Source organism: Dehalococcoidales bacterium (assembly GCA_028716225.1).
GTDB lineage: Bacteria > Chloroflexota > Dehalococcoidia > Dehalococcoidales > UBA5760 > UBA5760.
The window spans coordinates 1-20,055 of record JAQUQE010000001.1 but is presented as its reverse complement, the minus strand read 5'-3'; the positions used below and the strand labels follow the sequence as shown (position 1 = coordinate 20,055).

19 protein-coding genes and 2 pseudogenes are annotated in these 20,055 nt (G+C 45.1%); 7 read left to right on the top strand and 14 right to left on the bottom strand.

Translation table 11 applies throughout. The features are described from left to right. Positions 1-708, top strand: coding sequence for an ABC transporter ATP-binding protein (locus tag PHI12_00105; GenBank protein MDD5509210.1), 708 nt, complete (start codon positions 1-3; stop codon positions 706-708). Positions 709-746: 38 nt separating this feature from the next. Here the strand turns inward: PHI12_00105 and PHI12_00100 are convergent, their stop codons facing one another. Genes PHI12_00100 through PHI12_00080 form a run of 5 tightly spaced genes read right to left on the bottom strand, consistent with a single transcriptional unit; the run spans position 747 to position 5,876 of the window. After that, positions 747-1,652: a glycosyltransferase family A protein gene (locus tag PHI12_00100; GenBank protein MDD5509209.1), complete on the bottom strand. Its 906-nt coding sequence runs from the start codon at positions 1,650-1,652 to the stop codon at positions 747-749. Position 1,653: 1 nt separating this feature from the next. Beyond that, on the bottom strand, positions 1,654-2,424 hold the full coding sequence (locus tag PHI12_00095) for a class I SAM-dependent methyltransferase (GenBank protein ID MDD5509208.1): 771 nt from the start codon (positions 2,422-2,424) through the stop codon (positions 1,654-1,656). Beyond that, complete coding sequence (locus PHI12_00090) at positions 2,417-3,754, bottom strand: nucleotide sugar dehydrogenase (protein ID MDD5509207.1); 1,338 nt, start codon at positions 3,752-3,754, stop codon at positions 2,417-2,419. The genes PHI12_00095 and PHI12_00090 overlap by 8 nt, the downstream gene beginning before the upstream one ends. Beyond that, positions 3,751-4,713 (bottom strand): NAD-dependent epimerase/dehydratase family protein, encoded by a 963-nt coding sequence (locus PHI12_00085; protein MDD5509206.1) that lies wholly within the window; start codon positions 4,711-4,713, stop codon positions 3,751-3,753. The genes PHI12_00090 and PHI12_00085 overlap by 4 nt, the downstream gene beginning before the upstream one ends. A 41-nt stretch (positions 4,714-4,754) precedes the next feature. Continuing rightward, positions 4,755-5,876, bottom strand: coding sequence for a hypothetical protein (locus tag PHI12_00080; protein MDD5509205.1), 1,122 nt, complete (start codon positions 5,874-5,876; stop codon positions 4,755-4,757). A 239-nt stretch (positions 5,877-6,115) separates the two neighbouring features. On the opposite strand from PHI12_00080, the gene PHI12_00075 reads away from it, so the two are divergent. Next, positions 6,116-7,609 carry a flippase gene (locus tag PHI12_00075; GenBank protein ID MDD5509204.1) on the top strand — a complete coding sequence of 498 codons (1,494 nt, stop codon included), beginning with the start codon at positions 6,116-6,118 and terminating at the stop codon, positions 7,607-7,609. A 62-nt stretch (positions 7,610-7,671) separates the two neighbouring features. Here the strand turns inward: PHI12_00075 and pseI are convergent, their stop codons facing one another. Continuing rightward, positions 7,672-8,730 (bottom strand): pseudaminic acid synthase, encoded by a 1,059-nt coding sequence (gene pseI, locus PHI12_00070; GenBank protein MDD5509203.1) that lies wholly within the window; start codon positions 8,728-8,730, stop codon positions 7,672-7,674. 200 nt (positions 8,731-8,930) lie between these two features. Here pseI and PHI12_00065 point away from each other — a divergent pair, with 200 nt between their 5' ends. Together PHI12_00065 and PHI12_00060 are read left to right on the top strand one after the other, a co-directional pair. Next, positions 8,931-9,389 carry a hypothetical protein gene (locus PHI12_00065; protein MDD5509202.1) on the top strand — a complete coding sequence of 153 codons (459 nt, stop codon included), beginning with the start codon at positions 8,931-8,933 and terminating at the stop codon, positions 9,387-9,389. Continuing rightward, the gene (locus PHI12_00060) at positions 9,370-9,666 is read left to right on the top strand and encodes a hypothetical protein (GenBank protein ID MDD5509201.1); all 297 of its coding nucleotides are present in this window, start codon (positions 9,370-9,372) and stop codon (positions 9,664-9,666) included. The genes PHI12_00065 and PHI12_00060 overlap by 20 nt, the downstream gene beginning before the upstream one ends. A gap of 103 nt (positions 9,667-9,769) precedes the next feature. On the opposite strand, the gene PHI12_00055 is transcribed toward PHI12_00060, so the two are convergent. The 6 genes and pseudogenes from PHI12_00055 to PHI12_00030 all read right to left on the bottom strand — a co-directional run bounded on the left by PHI12_00055 (position 9,770) and on the right by PHI12_00030 (position 14,847). Beyond that, positions 9,770-10,480 (bottom strand): WbqC family protein, encoded by a 711-nt coding sequence (locus tag PHI12_00055; protein ID MDD5509200.1) that lies wholly within the window; start codon positions 10,478-10,480, stop codon positions 9,770-9,772. After that, positions 10,477-11,490, bottom strand: a complete 1,014-nt coding sequence (locus tag PHI12_00050; protein ID MDD5509199.1) for an NAD(P)-dependent oxidoreductase — start codon at positions 11,488-11,490, stop codon at positions 10,477-10,479. Before PHI12_00050 ends, PHI12_00055 begins: the two co-directional genes overlap by 4 nt. A gap of 5 nt (positions 11,491-11,495) precedes the next feature. Beyond that, the gene (gene pseG, locus PHI12_00045) at positions 11,496-12,479 is read right to left on the bottom strand and encodes a UDP-2,4-diacetamido-2,4,6-trideoxy-beta-L-altropyranose hydrolase (protein MDD5509198.1); all 984 of its coding nucleotides are present in this window, start codon (positions 12,477-12,479) and stop codon (positions 11,496-11,498) included. Between the two features lie 81 nt (positions 12,480-12,560). Further along, the gene (locus PHI12_00040) at positions 12,561-13,358 is read right to left on the bottom strand and encodes a glycosyltransferase family protein (GenBank protein ID MDD5509197.1); all 798 of its coding nucleotides are present in this window, start codon (positions 13,356-13,358) and stop codon (positions 12,561-12,563) included. An 18-nt stretch (positions 13,359-13,376) separates the two neighbouring features. Further along, positions 13,377-14,135 (bottom strand): hypothetical protein, encoded by a 759-nt coding sequence (locus PHI12_00035; GenBank protein ID MDD5509196.1) that lies wholly within the window; start codon positions 14,133-14,135, stop codon positions 13,377-13,379. 33 nt (positions 14,136-14,168) lie between these two features. Further along, positions 14,169-14,847, bottom strand: a pseudogene (locus PHI12_00030) (integrase core domain-containing protein). Positions 14,848-15,210: 363 nt separating this feature from the next. Between PHI12_00030 and PHI12_00025 the strand changes: the two are divergent. The 3 genes and pseudogenes from PHI12_00025 to PHI12_00015 all read left to right on the top strand — a co-directional run bounded on the left by PHI12_00025 (position 15,211) and on the right by PHI12_00015 (position 17,148). Then, positions 15,211-16,590: an aspartate aminotransferase family protein gene (locus PHI12_00025; protein ID MDD5509195.1), complete on the top strand. Its 1,380-nt coding sequence runs from the start codon at positions 15,211-15,213 to the stop codon at positions 16,588-16,590. Between the two features lie 244 nt (positions 16,591-16,834). Beyond that, positions 16,835-16,966 carry a hypothetical protein gene (locus PHI12_00020; GenBank protein MDD5509194.1) on the top strand — a complete coding sequence of 44 codons (132 nt, stop codon included), beginning with the start codon at positions 16,835-16,837 and terminating at the stop codon, positions 16,964-16,966. A gap of 41 nt (positions 16,967-17,007) precedes the next feature. Further along, positions 17,008-17,148: pseudogene (locus PHI12_00015) on the top strand (IS3 family transposase). A gap of 127 nt (positions 17,149-17,275) precedes the next feature. On the opposite strand, the gene PHI12_00010 reads toward PHI12_00015, so the two are convergent. Beyond that, positions 17,276-19,096, bottom strand: a complete 1,821-nt coding sequence (locus PHI12_00010) for a PAS domain S-box protein (protein MDD5509193.1) — start codon at positions 19,094-19,096, stop codon at positions 17,276-17,278. Between the two features lie 707 nt (positions 19,097-19,803). Then, positions 19,804-20,055 (bottom strand): DDE-type integrase/transposase/recombinase (locus PHI12_00005; GenBank protein ID MDD5509192.1); only part of this gene is annotated, 252 nt, incomplete at its 5' end.

The following is a 20,055-nucleotide window of genomic DNA, read 5'->3' as shown; positions in this document are numbered from 1 at the left end:
ATGATTACCCTGGAACTATCGGGAGTTAACAAAATATATTCCGGTGCCTACCAGACTCAGGTATTATTCGATATCAACCTGAGTTTCGAAGCAAAGACTTGCTCGGCAATAGTCGGCGAGTCCGGCAGCGGCAAAAGTACACTGATGAATATTATGGGCATTCTGGATACGCCGACCAGCGGCGAGGTAACCATTGCCAGCAACCTCGTATCCGGCATGAACAGAAAGCAGATGGCCGAAGTTCGGAACAGGACAATCGGATTCGTGTTCCAGTTCCACTATCTGCTGCCGGAGTTTACCGTTCTGGAAAACGTATTGATACCGCATCTAATACACAACAGAAGTCAATCCGGGCAGGTACTGAATAGAGCCAGAAATCTCCTGGATCTCGTGGGTATAGCAAAGCTCGAGAAGAGACTGCCGACACAGATCTCGGGAGGAGAACAGCAACGAACGGCGATTGCCCGGGCACTGATGAACAGCCCCAGCATAATACTGGCCGATGAACCCACCGGCAATCTGGATTCGGTAACCACACAAAACGTCTGCCGGCTATTTGGAGAAATAAAGAATGAGTTCAATACCACCTTTATCGTAGTCACTCATGATCGGACGGTAGCTTCACACACCGACCGCATCGTCGAGGTCCGGGACGGCAGAATAATCAGCGATGAACTGAACTCTAAAATCGTACCGGAACCACGTTGACCCTCCCCCCGAATCAGCGCACCGACGAGAGGACAATCTCAGCCCGTGTTTCGATTAACACCCAGCCTTGAGCGGATACGGACCAGCAGCCGTGTCAATGCCTTCATCGGCCGTCGCATAAAGCGGAGTCGTGGAGACAGCACGGTCATGGCATCCAGCCGAAAGTACAGGTATCGCGGTGACAGTGCCCGCCTCACGCCCTGTGAGGATAGAATCCAGGTAGCATGCTCCAGAGTAAAGGCATGCTCTCTACACCCGGCAAGCTCGCGGTTCCGTACCGCTTCCGGCCCCTTCCAGACGCCGGCTGTACCTCCGGGATTATGTGAGTAGTCATGGTTCTGATGCACGACGACCACGGCCTGGGTAGCATCAATTACGGATGAGCCTAAATAACGTGCCCGGTAGATGAGCCAGTTGTCCCAGGTAGTACGCCCAATGGCAAAGGGAGGAATATTCTGATAGAAACCACGGCGAAAGATAAAGTAGTCCAGCCCCGAGCGGTTATGCAGCTCACCATTCTTAAGAAGGCGTGTGCGCAGCTGATCTTCCCAACCCGGGGTATTGAAGTCCAGTTCATCTCTGACATCCAAATCCCATCTCTGTCCGATAGCGAGGAAGGACGACATTTTGATTTGGCGAATAGCGGTTAAGAAATCACTCAGCAGGATGATATCTGCGTTGACGTAGCACACGATGTCATTACTGGCCAAACTTTGCCCTTTATCGAAAACAGAGCTAACCAGCGGCGTGCCGTATTCATTGCGCTCAATACCAGGATAATATCGTACGCCAAACCTGTCCGCTGCCTCCGCAGTGCCCTCATCATCTCCCAAAAGTATTATTTCACACCCGGAATCAAGCTTCAGCCAGCTCAGTATGGCATTAACCTGGATCGTTTTGATATGCCCCTTAAAAGCCTTGGGCAACGAGAATATCGTCAGCATGTCACTTTACGCCTTTGACGACAAGATGCCAGCCAAGCTCGTAATCATCGGAAACGCCAACCTTCACCTTCCGCTGCTCGGGCAGGTCAATAACATTGTAGCGTACCTCGACAGAACAGTTCTTGAAATACCCGGAGAACAAGTCCTTTACTTCCGTCTTGGTGTATGCCCTGGTATAAGGATTGTCTTCCCTTCTCTCCGAATATCGAGCCAGGAGCTCATCCATAGTCATTTTATCCAGTTGCTTTTCTTTTATTCCCCTCAGATATACGATGCTGTAGCCGTATAGCAAACTGTCCCTGTTGTACAGCATCGCCATCACCAACCCGCCCGGTTTGAGTACCCTCTTTATCTCCCCAAGCGCCTTTTGGACGTCAGGGATATGATGCAACACTCCGAAGGAATACACGCAATCGAAAGTGTTATCTTCGAAAAGCAGCGCGGTTGCGTCCGCCTGTACTACCTGACCCGGAAGGCCGGCTTCCCTAAATAGTTCTCTGGTGGATTGAACAGCCGTTTCACTGAAGTCGGCACTCGTGACCAAAGCACCGTTACGAGCAAACTCCGCGGAGTCAATACCGGCCCCGCAACCAAGGTCCAACACCTTCTTGCCGGAAAAGCTATCGAACTTGAAGGTAGCATGCATATAGTCCTGAAGGGAGTAGCGGAATTTCCTCTTCTCTTCGTAACTGAATTTTTCATTGATAAAACTCATCGGCGGCCCCTGCTCCCAGAAGTCCCTGATATCCTCCGGCTTCGTCACCTTATCCATCTTTAACTCCTGAATTTAGTCCGATAGTTATGTAATCCATCCCTTTGCTGAATTCAGTCCGGTTGAACAGACGCCAGCAATCAAGCAGTACGGGCTGCCTCATATTCTCAACGAAATCACGAGCCCTCAGGTTCCTGAACTCATCCCACGGGGTTGCCAGGATACAGAAATCGGCGCCTCGCAGACATTCCTCTGCCGAAGCGGCGTATCTAACATTATCCTCCCTGAGGACTTTTCTGGCATTCGGCATCGCCAATGGATCATAGAGTGACAACTCGGCCCCTCCCTGTAACAGAGCAGCCGCCAGTTTGACCGCCGCCGACTCCTCGATAACATCGGTATTCGGCTTATAGGTCAAGCCGAGAATAGCAATGTTTTTACCGTTCAATGTACCCAGCTTTTCCTTGACCATTGCCGCTATCCGTTGACTCTGGTGCGCATTTTCTTCGTCGGTGGCTTTAGCAAGCTTGGCTTCACAACCAACCCGCTCCGCAAAGTGGGCGAAGGCCCTGTTGTCCCTGGGGAAGCAGGGACCCCCATAAGCAAGAGCACCTAACAGGTACTTTCTGCCTATCCGTGAGTCGAAGCCCAGCATTCTACTCACCGCCTCGGCATCACCCCCGGGTACACGTTCGCAAAGCTCGGCAAGGGTGTTGGCGAAGCTTATTTTCATAGTAACATAAGCATTCAGCGATATCTTGGCCAGTTCGGCACTGTTGATATTGGTCCTCACCATCGGCGGATCGTTATCGCAGACCCCCCGGTAAGCTTCGGACAGTAGATCTCCAGATTTCGCATCCGACTCGCCAATCAGGATTACATCGGGGTTTAAGAAATCCCAAATTACGCTGCCAAGGGCAATAAACTCCGGACTGTAACACAAACCAAAGTCTCGCCCGCACTTCTTCCCGGAGACCCTTTCCAGCAGAGGTATCACTACTCCTTCGGTAGCACCGGGAAGGACCGTACTGGTAAGCACAACCACATGAAAGTCATCCTTATTCTTCAGCACGGCGGCTATTTGCCCGACAGCAGCCTCCACGTACTCTGTGGAGAAGCTGCCGTCTTCCCGGCTGGGTGTGGGCACAACGATAAAGGTCATCACGGAATTCTTAATGGCATACGCGTAATCACCGGTTGCGGACAGGTCCACCGGCTCCCTCAACAAATCGGCAAGACCGGGTTCATTGATAACGGGCTTTCGGTTGTTCACTGCCTGCACCAGGTCGGGATTGACATCAACTCCGATAACCTTGTAGCCCTTATGGGCAAAACAGGCGACGATGGGAAACCCCAGCTTACCGATGCCGATAACAGAAATTGCTTTCATTCCTTCCTCACCATTTTTTCAATCCATCGGTAGGTTTTTTCCAATCCTTCCCTCAACGGATTCGACGGCTTCCAACCGATCTTCTCCTCAATCAACCGGTTGTCCGAGTTCCTGCCCCGGACGCCAAGAGGGCCGGAAATATGCTTGATGGAAAGACTCTTCCCGGCGATATTCATGATCATTTCCGCCAGCCGGTTAATGGACACCATTTCTTCAGAGCCGATATTCACCGGACCGACAAAGTCGGATTCCATCAATCTGCGGACACCATCCAGACACTCATCAATGTATAGAAAAGAACGGGTCTGTAGCCCGTCACCCCACATCTCGATCTCTCCGCCGTCAGGTGCTTCGGCAACCTTCCTGCAGAAAGCGGCCGGCGCTTTTTCACGGCCGTCATTCCAGGAACCCTCCGGGCCAAAAATATTATGGAAGCGCGCAATACGCACGTCCATGCCGTAGTTTCTCCTGAAGGCCAGATAGAGATGCTCGCTGAACAGCTTTTCCCAGCCGTATTCACTATCGGGATATGCCGGATAGGCAGAGTCCTCGGAACACTTCGGATTATCCGGATCCATCTGGTTATACTGAGGATAAATACATGCCGATGAAGAATAAAATATCTTCTTCACACCAGCCTTATAGCAGGCTTCAACCATATTCAGGTTTATCAGCCCGGAATTGTGCATGATATCCGCATCGTTGTCGCCGGAGAAGACAAAACCGGCACCGCCCATATCGGCGGCAAGCTGGTAAAGCTCATCGAAAGGCCGGTCGGTAACCTCCTTGCAGATGAGGGGATCCCTTAAATCACCGATGACAAAATCATCGGCATGAGTTTGCCTGAATTCAGGGTATTTCAAGTCTACTCCTCTTACCCAGTAGCCCACATCCTTTAGTCTTTTGACCAGGTGGCTGCCGATAAAGCCGCCCGCTCCGCAAACCAATGCTTTTATCATACTCAATCCTCCGTTCCCGATGTTATTTCTTCTAATCCCTTCTATCCCCTATCAGCCGTAGCACCTTTTACTCCGCTAACACCGGCTACTATCCGCTCAAATTCCTCCAGGGACTCAGGAAACAATATCTGCGACCGACTCCTTAGTATTAATGTCTCTTTTAACTGCTTACTGCGTTCATCATTTGCGAGAGAAATTAGATCGGCTATGGAAACCACCAACCCTTTCTTGACATTGGCCAAGGCGATAGAAGAAAGACCTAGATACATTTTTATATTATCATTATAGAGAAACTCTGCCGGTATAAAATCCTCTAGCACTACTCCTAATTCCATCATGGTTCTATCAGTAACATAATGCGGATGATATTTAATAGCTATCTCATGCTCAGAGAAATATTTTCTCAGTATAGCGAAAATAGCAGCAAGCTCTACCTTGTAAGTATCATAATTATCAACACAGCCTGTCCCCGCTATGGGCTGGTCAAAATATAGCACCTTATAACTGCCGGCATCGAAAACATCAAACTTATCCAGATCGAAATCCTTCATCATCTCGTTGCGCTCTTCTATGCTGAAAGCTTTATCCACTTCCTTTTCCATGAATCTATTCGGAATGCAGGTGAATTTCGTATAACTGAGTCTGCCGACCGTTATACCATACCCAAAGGTAAGCTTCATCACGGCCAGCCACGCCAGCTCGAAGATATCCTTCGGTTTGGACCTATCTATCGCCAGAGCATCGCAGGATGGGTCAGGGATATGAACCAGAGTATTTACCCGCTTAAGCTTATTAAGTAGATACCAGGTATACGAACAGAAGCACCTGCTGGAAAAGAATACCCGCGCTCCTTTTAATCCACCAAAACATGTATCATAAATCAGCTTTAAATAACGCTTTTCCCCTATGATATCGAGTGGCAAATAGAATACTCTCTGGATTAGTCTATTAGCTTTAGCTCTGCGTGTTTGGTACGTCTTCAAATATAAAACGTCGAGTTTGTTATGAAACGCCTTTTCGTTAATTACCTCGAAAAATCTAAAAAGGTCATGATTAGCAAGAACTATAATGGTAGCGGATACATCGGGATGCATCCTGGTTACAACGTATAAGGTATTTTTGATTTGTGGATACGACCCGCAGAATACTACTAATCGCTTCAAAGATGCTCTCTTATACTTTATTTGATAGCTTAGAAAGTACTCGTCATTCATTGACGGGAGTATCTACCAAGTGCGAACCTATTTCCAGGATAACCACTCACGCTATTAAAAACATAAGTTACTGCACGTTGAAAGTCAATGACTATTTCTAAATATATTCTAAACATTTCTGGAATCTCTGTTTTCAAGAATGGCTTTTATTGTATACTGGCTGTTAGCACACAAAGCAGGAGAGATGCTTGGTCAGCTCTTACCAAAAATCAGGCAGGGATACGATATTCATTGCGATCGCCACCGTCGTACAGTTCGTCATCGGGTTAGTTCAACTGCCGCTACTGACAAAAACCCTGGGTGCCCATGATTATGGCCTATGGTCACAGCTCAATGCCACGGTAAGTCTTGTTCTACCCTTTACCGCACTGGGTCTGGGCGGTGCCATGATAAGGTTTCTCGCCGGGGAAAAGGACAGGGACAAGATTCAAGAATCATTTTACTCCGTGGTAGCCATGTCGTTTCTGATCAATCTGACCACCGCAGTAGTAATAGGTTTCGGCCTCACCGATATCATCGCAGTGAACTTCTTCGACGGCGCCGTCGAGATGGTAAAGATAACCGGTATCCTCATTCTATTAAGTCCGTTGGTCGCACTGTACCATAATCTGATAAGGACATTCCGACAAATAAAGAGGCTCTCAATTTTTATGATTGCTGAAGGGTGTGGTCAACTCGGGCTAATCGCCTATCTGGTACTAAATGGACACGGAGTCACTAGCGTGGCACTAGCTTCCGTCGCGGTAAAACTTGTTACTCTTATCATCCTGTTCTTCTTAATAAAATCGGAGGTCGGCATAATAAGGCCGCGCTTTTCCCCGATAAAAGAATATCTGAGCTATAGCATACCGCTTATACCAAGGAGTATCGCATTCTGGCTGGTTAACCTAAGCGACCGTTATGTTATCGGCTTTTTTCTGGGGGCAGCCCCGGTAGGCATATACTCGGCTGCCTATTCGATAGGCAGTCTCCCCTATTCCGTTGCGACAGTATTGACCTTTGTTCTGCTGGCGACCCTGTCCAAGCTCTACGACGAAGGCAGAATGGATGAGGTAAAGAATCATTTAAGTTACTCCCTAAAATACCTTCTGGCGATAGTTATTCCTTTCGTCTTCGGAGCAGCCATCATTGGTGAGTCAGTTTTGAGGCTTTTTTCTACCGACGAGATAGCTAGTCAAGGACGTCTTATTATTCCTTTAGTCGCCCTGGCTGTTTCGTTCTTAAGCGTCCACAATATAGTATCCTATAATCTGCTACTGGCCAAGAAGACAAAGATACTGGGTATAACCTGGGCAATCGCTGCCGGACTCAACATCGGCCTCAACATACTGGTAGTACCCCGCCTGGGAATCCTGGGAGCCGCCATCACCACCCTGATTGCCTACTCCCTGGCATTTGGTGTAATAAGCTACTTTGCCTTTAGGGAGTTCAGGTTTCCTATCGACCGGCGTTTCATCGGTAAAAGCTTGATCGCATCGGCAGTGATGTCGTTGGCCATCTGGCAAATGGCGCCACAGGGAAATCTGGATACCGTAGTAACTGTGCTTGCCGGAGCAGCTATTTATGGCGGTATCCTTATTGCTTCAAAGGGATTCAGTAAAACAGAGCTCCGGTTCTTCCTCGGACTACTGCGCAGAAAAAATTCTACAGAACCTAATAGCGGTGAGGATACGACTCTCTGAACTCCGCCTGAATCCGCTGCCGGAAGCGATGATCACCTTCACGATGAATTAGCTTTTGGGAATTATTGTCTGCATATTAATTCCCAACTTATTGGCGTCCCCCGCTCAATATCCTGTCCCGCTCGCTGTCCCAGTACATCTTTTAAGTAACGGGGGTGAATGCCGTAACCCGGTCTGATGGAACGCACATTCTCCTCGGTGAAGATATCCCCTGCCTTCATATTCTTTACCACAAACAGAGAGCGGCGAAAATTATGACTTTTGGCATCTTGTGCGTTTATCCCATAGCGAACTTCACCCAGTGCCTTCTCAGCAGTTCTTATTGCCTCTACCATTTTTCCAAACTCTTCGGGCTCCAGAGAAAAGGCCTGATCGGGGCTTGGAATACTCCGCGAAAGGGTTAAGTGCTTCTCCACAATACAAGCCCCTAATGCCACTGCCACTACCGGCACGGTAATTCCCAGGGTGTGATCGGAAACGCCAACGGGCAGCCTAAACGACTCAGCCAGATGAGGGATGGTCCTTAGATTCATCTCCTCCGTTGGCGCCGGATAAACACTGCTACACTTAAGCAGCGCAATCTGGGAAACACCGGCCCCCCTTGCCACTTGTACTGCTTCATCTATTTCATCCGGAGTAGCCATGCCGGTTGAGATTATTATCGGCTTACCTTTACCGGCAATATACTCGATAAGAGGGATATCGACTATTTCAAATGAAGCCACCTTGTAAGCTGGGCAGTCCATCTCTTCCAGAAAATCGACTGCCGTCCTGTCGAAAGGTGAGGAAAACAAGTCGATTCCTATATCGTCGGCCACCTTCTTCAGCTCAGGCTGCCACTCCCATGGCATATAAGCTTCACTATAGAGATCATAAAGGGTGAGGCCAGCCCAAAGCCCCTCGGTACGCCGAAACAAGTCGGAGCCAACATCGATAGTCAAAGTATCCGGCGTATAAGTCTGCAGCTTGACGGCATCGGCTCCGACCTCATTGGCTTTCTGAACAAGCCTCACCGCCTGGTCAAAGTCCTGGCTGTGGTTAGCCGACATTTCAGCGACAATATAAACTGGGAAGTGATGTCCGATCTTACGCCCGTTGATTTCTATGTAAGCTGTTTTCATCTTTGACTAATTCTATAAGTAACACAAGACGCCAACTATTGTTAACACCATATCTAACACGATTATAGGCGCTCCACTTAACCAATGCAACAACTCTCATATTTTCTATTTGGTAATTATCCCTTGACAAATTATGACCACTATAGTAGCCTAAAATGAGTACGAAATAAAGTACATAATAAGGGAAAAAGGAGGCTGCTATGGTACTCGCTCCGTCTGTTTTTAATGATGAGATTATTAACTCTACAGACCTAAAAAACCAATTGCCTAAATGGCTAGGGGCAGCCCGTTGTCGTCCAATAACAATATTCTATAAGGGTGAGCCTGTAACTATTATAAATCGTAAGACACTCAGAGACCTTACTGAAAAGGCTTTTTATACGAACTTGGTGGTCAATTTCTGCCAGAACTATATACAGCGTACCGGAGTGCTTACCCCATTACCATGGGTTGCTCATTTGTCTGACAGCGAGAAGAGGGAATTCTTTTTAGAGTTACTAAAGGTTTATCAGGAGGCGTTTGCTTCGGATAACTGGGGTATCTTAGAAGAAATGCTCGGCGATTGGGAGGCCACTGCAGAAATAGCAAAGCACCCTGCTCTCTCCCGGAAGCTATTGAAGAAAGCAGACAAATCTAAGTATGTCAGGCTTAATGCGTAGATATGAGATAGTGTTTGGAAGTGTTCAAACAAGAAAAAGTTGGATTTCCTTAGAACAGGAATTACCAAACTTTATGCAAGAATGTAGGGAATATCTTGAGCAAACACCGGAAGATAGACTAAAAAGCAACAACAGGTTGAAGAAGCTAAAAGGCCGATACAAAGGTATTTTGCAGTATGATGTAACCAAGAATGACGCAAGGGTTTGGTATATTGTTGATAGAGAAAATCGCTGTGTAGTTATCAAGCGTGCCGGCCATCACCCGGATAAATATTAACTAAGCGGTAATTACTTCCCCCACCTAGCCTGAACAGCCATCTCAGCAATCTCATTACGTTGCTACGTGATGACTTATCAGCAGCCGCCGGTCTTATCACCTTCTACACCTCCCCTTCTAATCTGATGACACCTTTCGCCCCTTCTCTTATATACCTTACTGCCTCTGCACCAGTGTTAAACAACAGATCGATTACTGACAAATACGGCACGAACTCCCCTCTTATTTGGGGATAGACCGGGTGTTGGTATTCATACCAATACAGTTTGATGCCTTTTTCCCTGAGGCTATCAACGTCAATATAGTCCTTTGCCCCAGGACCGCTGACATATTCATCAGCACCTATTTTCTGCAGGGTATTTACCAAACGTTCTGTTTTTACGCCCCCAATCTCTAAATCAGAAGAAACAGCGAATTTCGTTTCCAATCCCAAGGCCTTGGCTATTTTTTGAATGAGGGTTACATTTAAGTCGGCGAGATATTCCCATTCATTATCATAAACTTCCTTAAAAATCGGGGCCCATTGTTCAAAAAAAGGGGCTTTGGTGTAACTTTGTTTTATAGATTCCCAGTGTTTTTTGTTCCAATCGGTGCTATTGTTGATTCTGGTACCATTAATCTTTGAGCCGAATTGCCGTACAACCGGCACTGATAGCCAAATCCAGCCTTGAGAAGTCTTAATCCTATTTCGCTGTTGCCAAGACTGAGGTGAAAACTGCACATCATTGTAAAAGACAAAAATATCAGCAGCGTCAACCATCCCGAAGTAGCCCATCCATGGCAAATAAGTGGGCTGTAGAACAACCGACCTCATTTTCGGTTAATCTCCTTCCTCTTTTCTAGCAAGAATGTGAATCTCCCGCTTTCCGCTTCCTTTTTGTAATCCTCAAGCATTTGCTCAAATGAGTATTTTGGAAACCACCCAAAATCTCTTCTTGCTTTGCTGATATCATATAGGAAAGGTTGTATTGAATTTGGTTTATCGGGACGATAGACGATTCTGGACGGAGTTTCCTTTGGTGAGAATACTCTTACAATTGATTCCGCCTCCTCTTTCAGAGTAACGACTTTCCCAGAAGCAATGTTATACAAACCTAAAGCGTCTTCGCTTTTCAATGCTAGAATAATGGCAGAAACGACATCCTTGACATAGACTACATCCCTTCCTTTTTGGCAATCGCCCCAGACTTCAATTGGTTTTCCGTCGACAGCGTTCTCAATGAAGATTACGAATCCAGTTTTAAGAGACTTGCCATCCTTGTAAATCTCGGTATGTGGTCCATAACCGTACACCGGTGGTAGCCTGAATACTATATTCCGTACGCCATATTGTTCATAATAGTGTCTGACGCAATCCACCCCACATAGCTTGGAAATAATGTACATGGCATGGTCTCCGGTGTACTTGAAATTACTGCCTGCTTCTTCGCCTATTGGCTTGCCGAAGCCCCAAAGATTCTCAACATCGCTATGTGATGATGAATATATAATTTTGTGCACACTATTTCTTCGGCAAAATTCCAAGACGTTAAGGGTTCCGACGACGTTCACAGTTATATAATGCCTAGGGTCATAGTCTTCTTCTATTACGTTAGCTGGTATCAGAGCTGCTAAATGCACCACCGCACTGATATTTCTTTGGGGAAGTTTTCTAAAATCTGTTTCTTGTGTGATATCCAAATTTTGAAAGGGTATGTCCTGATTCTTATAATATGCTTCGCCGATTCCACTTTTGCCTGTAGCTAAAACCTCCACGCCATCTTTGACTAGCTGATCAATCAGGTATGTACCAATAAGCCCGGTAGCCCCTGTAACTATTATCATTACTATTAAGCCCCCTCCACTATCGCTTTAATTAGTTCCGCTTTCCCTCCTCCAATATCCAATTCCCTAACGTAGTCTGCGTCTGGGTTAATGAAATTGGTATTAGCAATAATATTACTAAGTCTGTTGACTTCATTCTTATCCAATGCGGGCAACAATCCATCGAACCAACTTTTCTGCAGCAGATTCTGGGGTATTGCTATTACTGGTGTTCTGGTACACAAGGCTTCAAATATTGAAGCACCCGGGGAAGCTATTACTAAATCTGCCTTATACATCAACTCAGCAACATTCCTGGCATTCCTGTATATAAGTACGTTGTCCTTTTTATCTCGATATTTCTCCAAGACCCGATTTAGTTCATCAAAGTGCACAAAGTGAATCCCCAGGATTACATCTATTTTGAAGTCATAACTTAAACTAAGCAGCTCGTTCGATACAATTGTGGTCAGATTTGAGGGGTCACTTCCCCCAAAAATCAAAACTATCTTTTCTACCTTATCCTTTGACGTTTTTCCTCTCTCCTTAAATTTAAGGAACTCCTCCCTTAACACAAAGTAACTGGGACCAAAGAAATAAAGTGTATTTGTATTTTCGTCTAGAAATTTCCTGTTCTTAAGCTTGCTTCCAACAACAGCATTTACCACAATATCCGCATACTTATTGGCTGCAGTCATGTTGGCAAATATTACTATCTTCGAACTCAGACCTTCTTTTAACCTCCTGGCAAAGTCCTCTTCCACATCAAGCTTATCAATAATGACTATACCGGGTCTCACCTCTTGTAAAAGTTTCAATACTTCTTCATCATTCTCTAGTTTAATCGTTTTGAATCCAGCAGTCTTTATTTGATTGACTGCGGTCTCATCACTCTTCGTCAGAAAACATATCTCGGCTCCACACACTAATTCCTCAGCCAGGGTTATAGATCTGCAAATATGACCCATCCCCATCTTCAAGCCGCCCTCAACCACAAAAGCAATCTTCATTATTCCCCCAGACTCTATTGCCTGATATGATCATTTATAACCAATAGTGCAGCACGACAACCATTTGCACGAAGAAAAGCCTTATTTATTCCGTAGCCTTGTTTTCTGTTTCAAGAGATCAACTAATTCCTTATCATCCTGCCATTTGACTTTCACTCGCTTACTGAGTTCTACCAAGTCTGGCCTGGCATCAAGCAATTCTATAACCTCTTTTAGCGAGAATATTCTCCCTCCATGGTATAAACTTCGATATATTTGCTCCATTAGCTCTATATCCACGGCTTCGTCAACCGTGAGACGATAACCAGGGCGCTTTAAGCTCTCATCGCATTCTAATTCCTCCATGGAGAATACGTCCGGATTATTCCAAAAATAAAAAGACATGTACTCGCTATAGTTAGGATCAATGGCATAAGAGTGAGCCTTCTCAAGAGCCTTGGTCGTGAATACTTCGCAACCTGTACCCAATGGCATGCCCACTAATCTAACATAATCAGCTTTATTGGCAATGAGGTGAGCGATAGCTTTATCAATTTGGTCAGGGGCTTTTAGAGGGCAATCCCCGGTAGCTCTAACGATTATATCAACCCTCTCTTGCTTGGCAGCACCCAAAAACCGCTCCATCACATTCTCCTCACTCCCGGCAAACCAATTTACCTTTGCCCTTTTAGCAACCTCAATAAGAATAGCGTCATCCGGATGTGTGGAAGTACAAACTACAATTACATTTGGCATCCTAGCCATTTTAACTCGCTCAATCAGGTGCTCAATAACCGTTTTCCCCTCTATTTCAATCATTGCTTTCCTGGGAAGCCGAGTGGATTTCATTCTTACCTGGATAAAAACGCCGACCTTAACACCTTCTTTACTATCTGTCATGATCTACTCCTCTTGCATTCACCCCAGCAGTTTCAAAAATGGAGGTTCTCCCTGAATATCTTCGATTAGGTCCTCCGCTTCTTGCACTTGCCCTTCTTTACCCTTCAGCAGGAGTCTTACAGAACCCTCCGCCCCTCCAATCCCCCCAGCAGAAACCTGAATCGCCTTTACACCGGTCAATATCTCTAACGCCTCAATTTCAGTCACTATTGTACCGGTTAGAGGCTCTAATCTGAGAAGACTACCCCGCCAAGTCACACCTTCTTCAAGTTCCTTACGAATAGAATAGATGTCAGCACCTGATGATTTCTCAATGCCAACAGGCAGTACTAGATTTATCTTATTACGTTTTATTACTTCAATCGTTGCTCCTATGGTTCCGCCAGTCCCGCTACCCTTTAGGACCCCGGCAATCCTTTTTTCATAGTTCAATATATTGCATCCTTTAATGAATACGTCATTTTCACCCATGTGGTGCACTGCCTCGATCACAGAAATACCAACTAATTTACCATCTTTCAATACAATATCATTCATAGAGGGAGAGAAGTCATACGTATTCTCCATTTTCTCCGGCAGCACTCTTCCCAGAACGTATACAGTTTTATCTATTCCCTTATTCAAAAGCTCTTCAACTACATATCCATTTGTAGTTCCTTTTGCAATGGCTACTATACCGCACCCCAACGCGTTTTTGACTATGTCTAGATTTGCTACACCTTTGGCGATTAACCTCTTAGACTCCGAAACAGTTAATACTGCAATCTTCTTGGTCATGCTGATCTTACCCCTGAATTAGCGCACCGATGATTAGCGTCTCGCGGTTATTTCAGCATACTCCTTGGGGGTACTTCCTTTCAATAAGCTGTGTAGTCTGACAACATTAATAGTCTATAAGCCAGTCTTCGATAACATCCCGGGCATGTTTCAAGCTGAGAAACCGATTGGTATTCAAGCATTCGTCCCTCAGTCTGCCGATGAAGCTCTCGGCATAGGCGCTCTCTATCGGCTTCCCGGGCCTGATGAAATTCAGCTTCACGCCTTTACGGTACGCCCACTCATCAAGAGCTCGACTGGTAAACTCCGGTCCGTTACCCATGGTTCAGTCCTTTTATGATTAATCACCAGGCCTTCTTTTTTCAGCAAGATATGCAGCCGAGGACTACCAAACCGTTTCCACTGCTCCGTAAGCTCCCGCAGGCGGTGACGCAAGGCATCATCATTACCCGGCTTCGGCCGGTAACGGAATACCGAGGACTAGATATTAACCAGCTCACAGGCCCGTCTTTCACTCAGCCCAAGGCTCTTCCTGATGTGAGAGACCGCTAAACGCTTACCCCTGGGCTTCAGAAGTAATTATTCCTTGAGCGCCCGAATATCGAGCGCCTGGTCGGCTACAATCTGCTTGAGACGGCGATTTTCGCCTTCCAGTTGTAATAGGTGGCGTCGCTCATCCCGACTTGCGACAGAGATCAGCGACCCTGTCAATGACTTAACCTTCCCGGAGCACGGCTATGATCTGTTCCTCTGGTGTACTGTCTTGCTTTCATTAGTCCCCCTGGTTTATTTATTATACCGGAAGACTCTAATCATCGGTGTGTCTGTTTTCGGTGGGAAGATTAAAATTTCTCGTAGTCCCAGTTGACTTGAGATTTAGAACCGATGGGTGTTCAGAAGTACTGTTGCATTTTTATTGACGATATACAGATGATACACACAAAATACAAACATATTACATTAGCAGAATACATAATTGGTATGATGTTTTAAATAATATCAAGTGCTATTCTTTAATTAATCTACACATAGTATCGTGTTTAAATTAAAAGAAAAGAGGGAGGCGAGTTAGGTAATGGTAGCAACGAATAAAAATAATTATGAAGAAATGAGAGCAAAGGTCTTTAAACACATTTTTCTTCCATATAGATCGCTAGATTGGTATCAAAAACCAGGTAATATAAAGATTCTGGTAAAAGGAGAGGGGATTCGTGTTAGGGACATAAGGGGGAAAGAATATATTGATGGTGCTGCGGGTTGGCAGTTTGGAATAGTCGGACACGGCAGAGTGGAAATTGCTGAAGCCATACTAAAACAGACAGCCGAGATAACTATTGTCGCTCCTGAGTTTTGTAATATTCCTTGTATAGAATTAGCCGAGAAATTAGCTGAGATTACACCAGGGGACTTGACAAAGGTAGCATTTTGTAACTCGGGTTCCGAAGCAGTAGAGGCAGCGATGAAAATGGCCAAGCAATACCATGTGCTAAACGGAGAGCCCAGGAGACATAAGATGATTAGTAGGAGGGGCTCCTATCATGGAACAACTTGGGCATGCATGAGTGTAATGGGCTGTTATAGAGAAGTGCTTTCGTATTTTGAACCCATGATGCCACAGGCGATACGCGTTCCTCAACCTTATTGTTACCATTGTGATTACGGGATGTCATACCCTGACTGTAATATTCAGTGTGCTCAAGAGATAGAGCGTGTTATATTAAACGAGGGACCGCAAACTGTTTCAGCAGTCATAGGGGATACTGTATCTCATTCCAGTGGTGTTGCAGTACCACCGCCTGAATACTGGCCTATTGTACGCAACATTTGTAACAAATACGGTGTACTGCTTATCAATGATGAGGTAATCTGCGGTTTTGGTCGTACTGGTAAGTGGTTTGCCTGTGAGCATTGGGATTATCTTCCTGATATAATTAATTTTGCCAAAGGAATTACCAGCGGTTACATACCTTGTGCGGCAGCTATTACAACACCGGCAATAGCTGAGGTAATAGAGAGTGGCCCCAGAATGGGCCTTGTCAACTTTTCCACCTGGGGTGGAAACCCTAACTCTGCAGCCGGAGCTTTGGCAAATATCTCTATCATCGAGCGTGAAAGATTGGTTGATAACTCAGCTAAGATGGGAGATTATCTGCTTGAGGGTCTCAAGGAGCGCCTTTATAGGTATCCAATAGTTGGTGACATTCGTGGAATAGGACTAATGGTTGGCATAGAGCTGGTAGCAGACAAAAAGACAAGAGCTTTCTTCCCTCCAGAGGTAAATATTTTTGATCGAGCGTACAGTAAGATGGAGAAACATGGTATATTGGCACGAGATTTTGAATCAACTATCGTATTAACACCGCCGCTATGTTTAAACAAGAGTGATGTTGAAGAGATCATCGCTAAACTGGATATTATCTGTGGTGAGCTAGCTAAAGATCTTGGTTATATTTAGTCATGCAGTGAGACGTGTGGATTCAGTATTGAGTAAAGGAGAGATGTGTACTATCTTGCCAAAGTTTAATTCCCAATAACATATGCTAACAATGCTAGATAACGGACCAGTAAATAAAGTGTTTTTGTATTCTCATTTTATGTCATACTATTGAGGTATTATCCACGAGTAATCTCAAAGATATCTTTATGTATAACTGGTAATAAAAGAAACGGAAGGCTAAGCCAACAGAGCAAGAGGTTCTATGTTTTCAGTGAAACTGGGACAAACACGCTTCACCAGTATGATGAATGTGCTGATGGAAAACCAAGTGGTGTTGCTATCAGATAACGGCTCTGGCTACATGACCTTCCCACCGAAAACAGCCACACCATGAGTTAGAGTCTTCCGGTATAATAAATAAACTAAGGAGGACTCATGAAAGCAAGACAGTACACCGAGGAACAGATCATAGCCGTGCTCCGGGAAGGCAAGTAAGCCGGTCTCACCATCAGCGAATTGAAACGCCTGAAATCTCTGGAAGGCGAAAATTGCCGTCTCAAGCAGATTGTAGCCGACTAGGCGCTCGATATTAGGGCGCTCAAGGGATTACTCTCAAATCATCGGTGCGCTAATTCAGGGGTAAGGTCATGCACACTAAACTACTTACAAATAGCTGACAGCGGTGTTCTAGGTAGATCATCGTCTATCCAGATGGTAGTTTACTTTGTGCGTTTGGGATCGATACTTCAGCTACTATGTTTGTACCTTTGCCAACCTCCGATATAATTGATATGCTACCACCAATCAAACGAATACGTTCTGTCATACTCAATAAACCCATTCTATAAACATGGGCAAATTCGTACAAGTCATCAGGTAATTCGAAGCCGATACCATTATCGATGATACTAAGTTTGATTTTTCTCTTGCTAAATCCGATTCTCACTATAGCCTCGGTTGCCCTAGAATGTTTCCTCACATTATGTAGTGCCTCTTGAGTAACACGATATAGCATCAACTCAATCTCGGAAGACAGGCGGCGCTTCGAGCCGAATATTTCAATACGACAATTGAGGTTATCTGTCTTCCGCGTCTCTTCGATCAGCAACTCTATAGATGGTATAAGCCCAAATTTATCTAACAACCCGGGGCGCAATTCTTGGCTGAGCCGTCTCGTTTCACCCATTATAGTATCAATCCTAACCTTAAGGCGTTTCAAATTACTAACGATACTCTCTGACATGTGTTTTTCCTTATTCATCAGCGCATCTATATCCTGAAGTAGGCTGTAGAGCGATTGAATCGTCTCGTCGTGTAGCTCATGGGCAATTCGCTTACGTTCCTCTTCTTGGGCAGAAGTAGCCATCATTATATAGAACTGCATAGATTCTCTAAGACGCTTCGGTTCTGTTATATCAACCCAGGTTTCTAGATAGTATTCGATACCCCCATTTTCTATTATCGGTAGCAGTGTTTTCTCAACCCAGAATGTCTCACCATGCTTCTTTTGAAGAAGTAGCTCTATATTTTTCGCCTTCTTAGACACGGATTTTTTATACTGCATACTTGTTTGGCTTCGAGTTCCTTCTGTCTGCCATGGGAATGGGGGTTTAGCGCCAACAACATCTGAGGAGCAATAACCAACCAGCCTTTCGAATGCAGGATTAACATACTTTATACTGGTATCAGGATATAACACTATTATCGGATTAGGTAACATATGCAATAAATCGGAGGCGAACTCCTCACTATCCCTGAGTGCTTTTTCCAGACTTTTTCGATTAGTAATATCACGATCAATGCCTCTGTAGCCCAAAAGCCGACCGAACTCATCGAAAAAAGGTACACCACTGGTTTCTAATATTACCAATCGGCCATCCTTATGTAAGTTAGAATTCTCTAATTGTACAAATGGCTGCTGGGATCTAATAATACTACGGAGTTTCTTTTTGTATTCCTCTAAATACTCGGGCAAGCTAGAGAACCATTCATACCGACCAATCACTTCCTCTGGTTCGTAACCTATGATTTCCTTAGATTTGGGGCTGGAATAGGTGTATACACAATTAGTATCCATTTCCCAGACCCAGTCACTTGTATGTTCGGCTAAAGCCCTAAAACGTTCCTCTCTGCGTTTTATCTCCCACAGTATCTGCGTGCGCTCAACGGCTCTTCCAATTCTCTCAGCGACAAAGTCAGTTAAGAAGCTTAGCCATGCGAAAGATTGCTTTTGCTCAAATCCGCGACTTGGGGTCAAACAATGAATTTCTAGTGTGCCTACCCTAACTTCTTTTACTAAAATGTCCGCAATTCGTTTCCAATTGCCCATTTGAAAACCTGTTGATCTAAAATCCTTGCTTCCAATCCTGATCGTAACACCAACGATACTGATGTCAGAGGTTCGATATCTACTTATTACGCCTATAAAATCTTGGCACAATTCATCCGGGGTAAGATTCGATCTGTCAATAATCTGAGCGATATCACAAATACAATTAAGTTCGTTTAGTCTGCTTCCTGCCAATGAGATTCACCCTCTCTACTACTTACTTTAATACACCATTTACTTAATGCAGCCATTTCTTCGATATTGTTCGCATTATTATTTACAAGATGATGCACTTAGTATCATAATTTCTAGTACCACATATAAGGAGTAGCTACCCATCTTTCCCTAAGGTTGTTTTCCCCTTTTATAGATATTTTCGCATAATCTTGTAACCAAATCTACCGGTATAAGATAGTGCAGTGGATTATTTGGCCAAGAGTTATTATACTCGTGCCTAAAGGCTCACGCAATATACTATACTTCCTTCCCATTATTAAACGTCTTTCGGTTCAGGAAATTTTTTCTCGGCTTATAATTGAAATTCTCGATATGCCCCAGTTTTTGACCTTTCCACCGAAAACAGCCACACCATGAGTTAGAGTCTACCTATGATATGGACCTGTCCTTTTCTTAGGAACAATCATTAGGAGATTTTTCCGACCATTTTGCCACTTGTACTCCTGCGAATTCAACCGCTGATAGGTTTCCCAACGATCCATGAGACCTTTCATAGTTGTAGTGTGCCGCCATTGTTCTATCTTCTCCCTGGCATCCTCCATGGACAGAAACCAACTTTCGTGCAAGCATTCTTGTCTGAATCTTCCATTGAATGCTTCGATCAAAGCATTGTCCGTCGATTTTCCAGGACGTATACAATCCAACTCCACGCCATTTAAATACGCCTATTGATCCAGCGCCTTTGAAGTAAATTCAGGCCTCTTATCAATCCTAATTGACTTAGGTAATCCCTTCTCATCAGCAACCTTCAGTAATGCTGCTACGACACCATGCCCAGCGAGACGCCAGACTGCCTCTATCGCCAGACTCTCCCGGGTAAAGTTATCCACTAACGTTAGGGTCTTGATTTTCTGCCCAACAAAAAGTGCATCGTTCATGAAATCCATCGACCAGTTCTCATTTGGATGAGTAGCGAT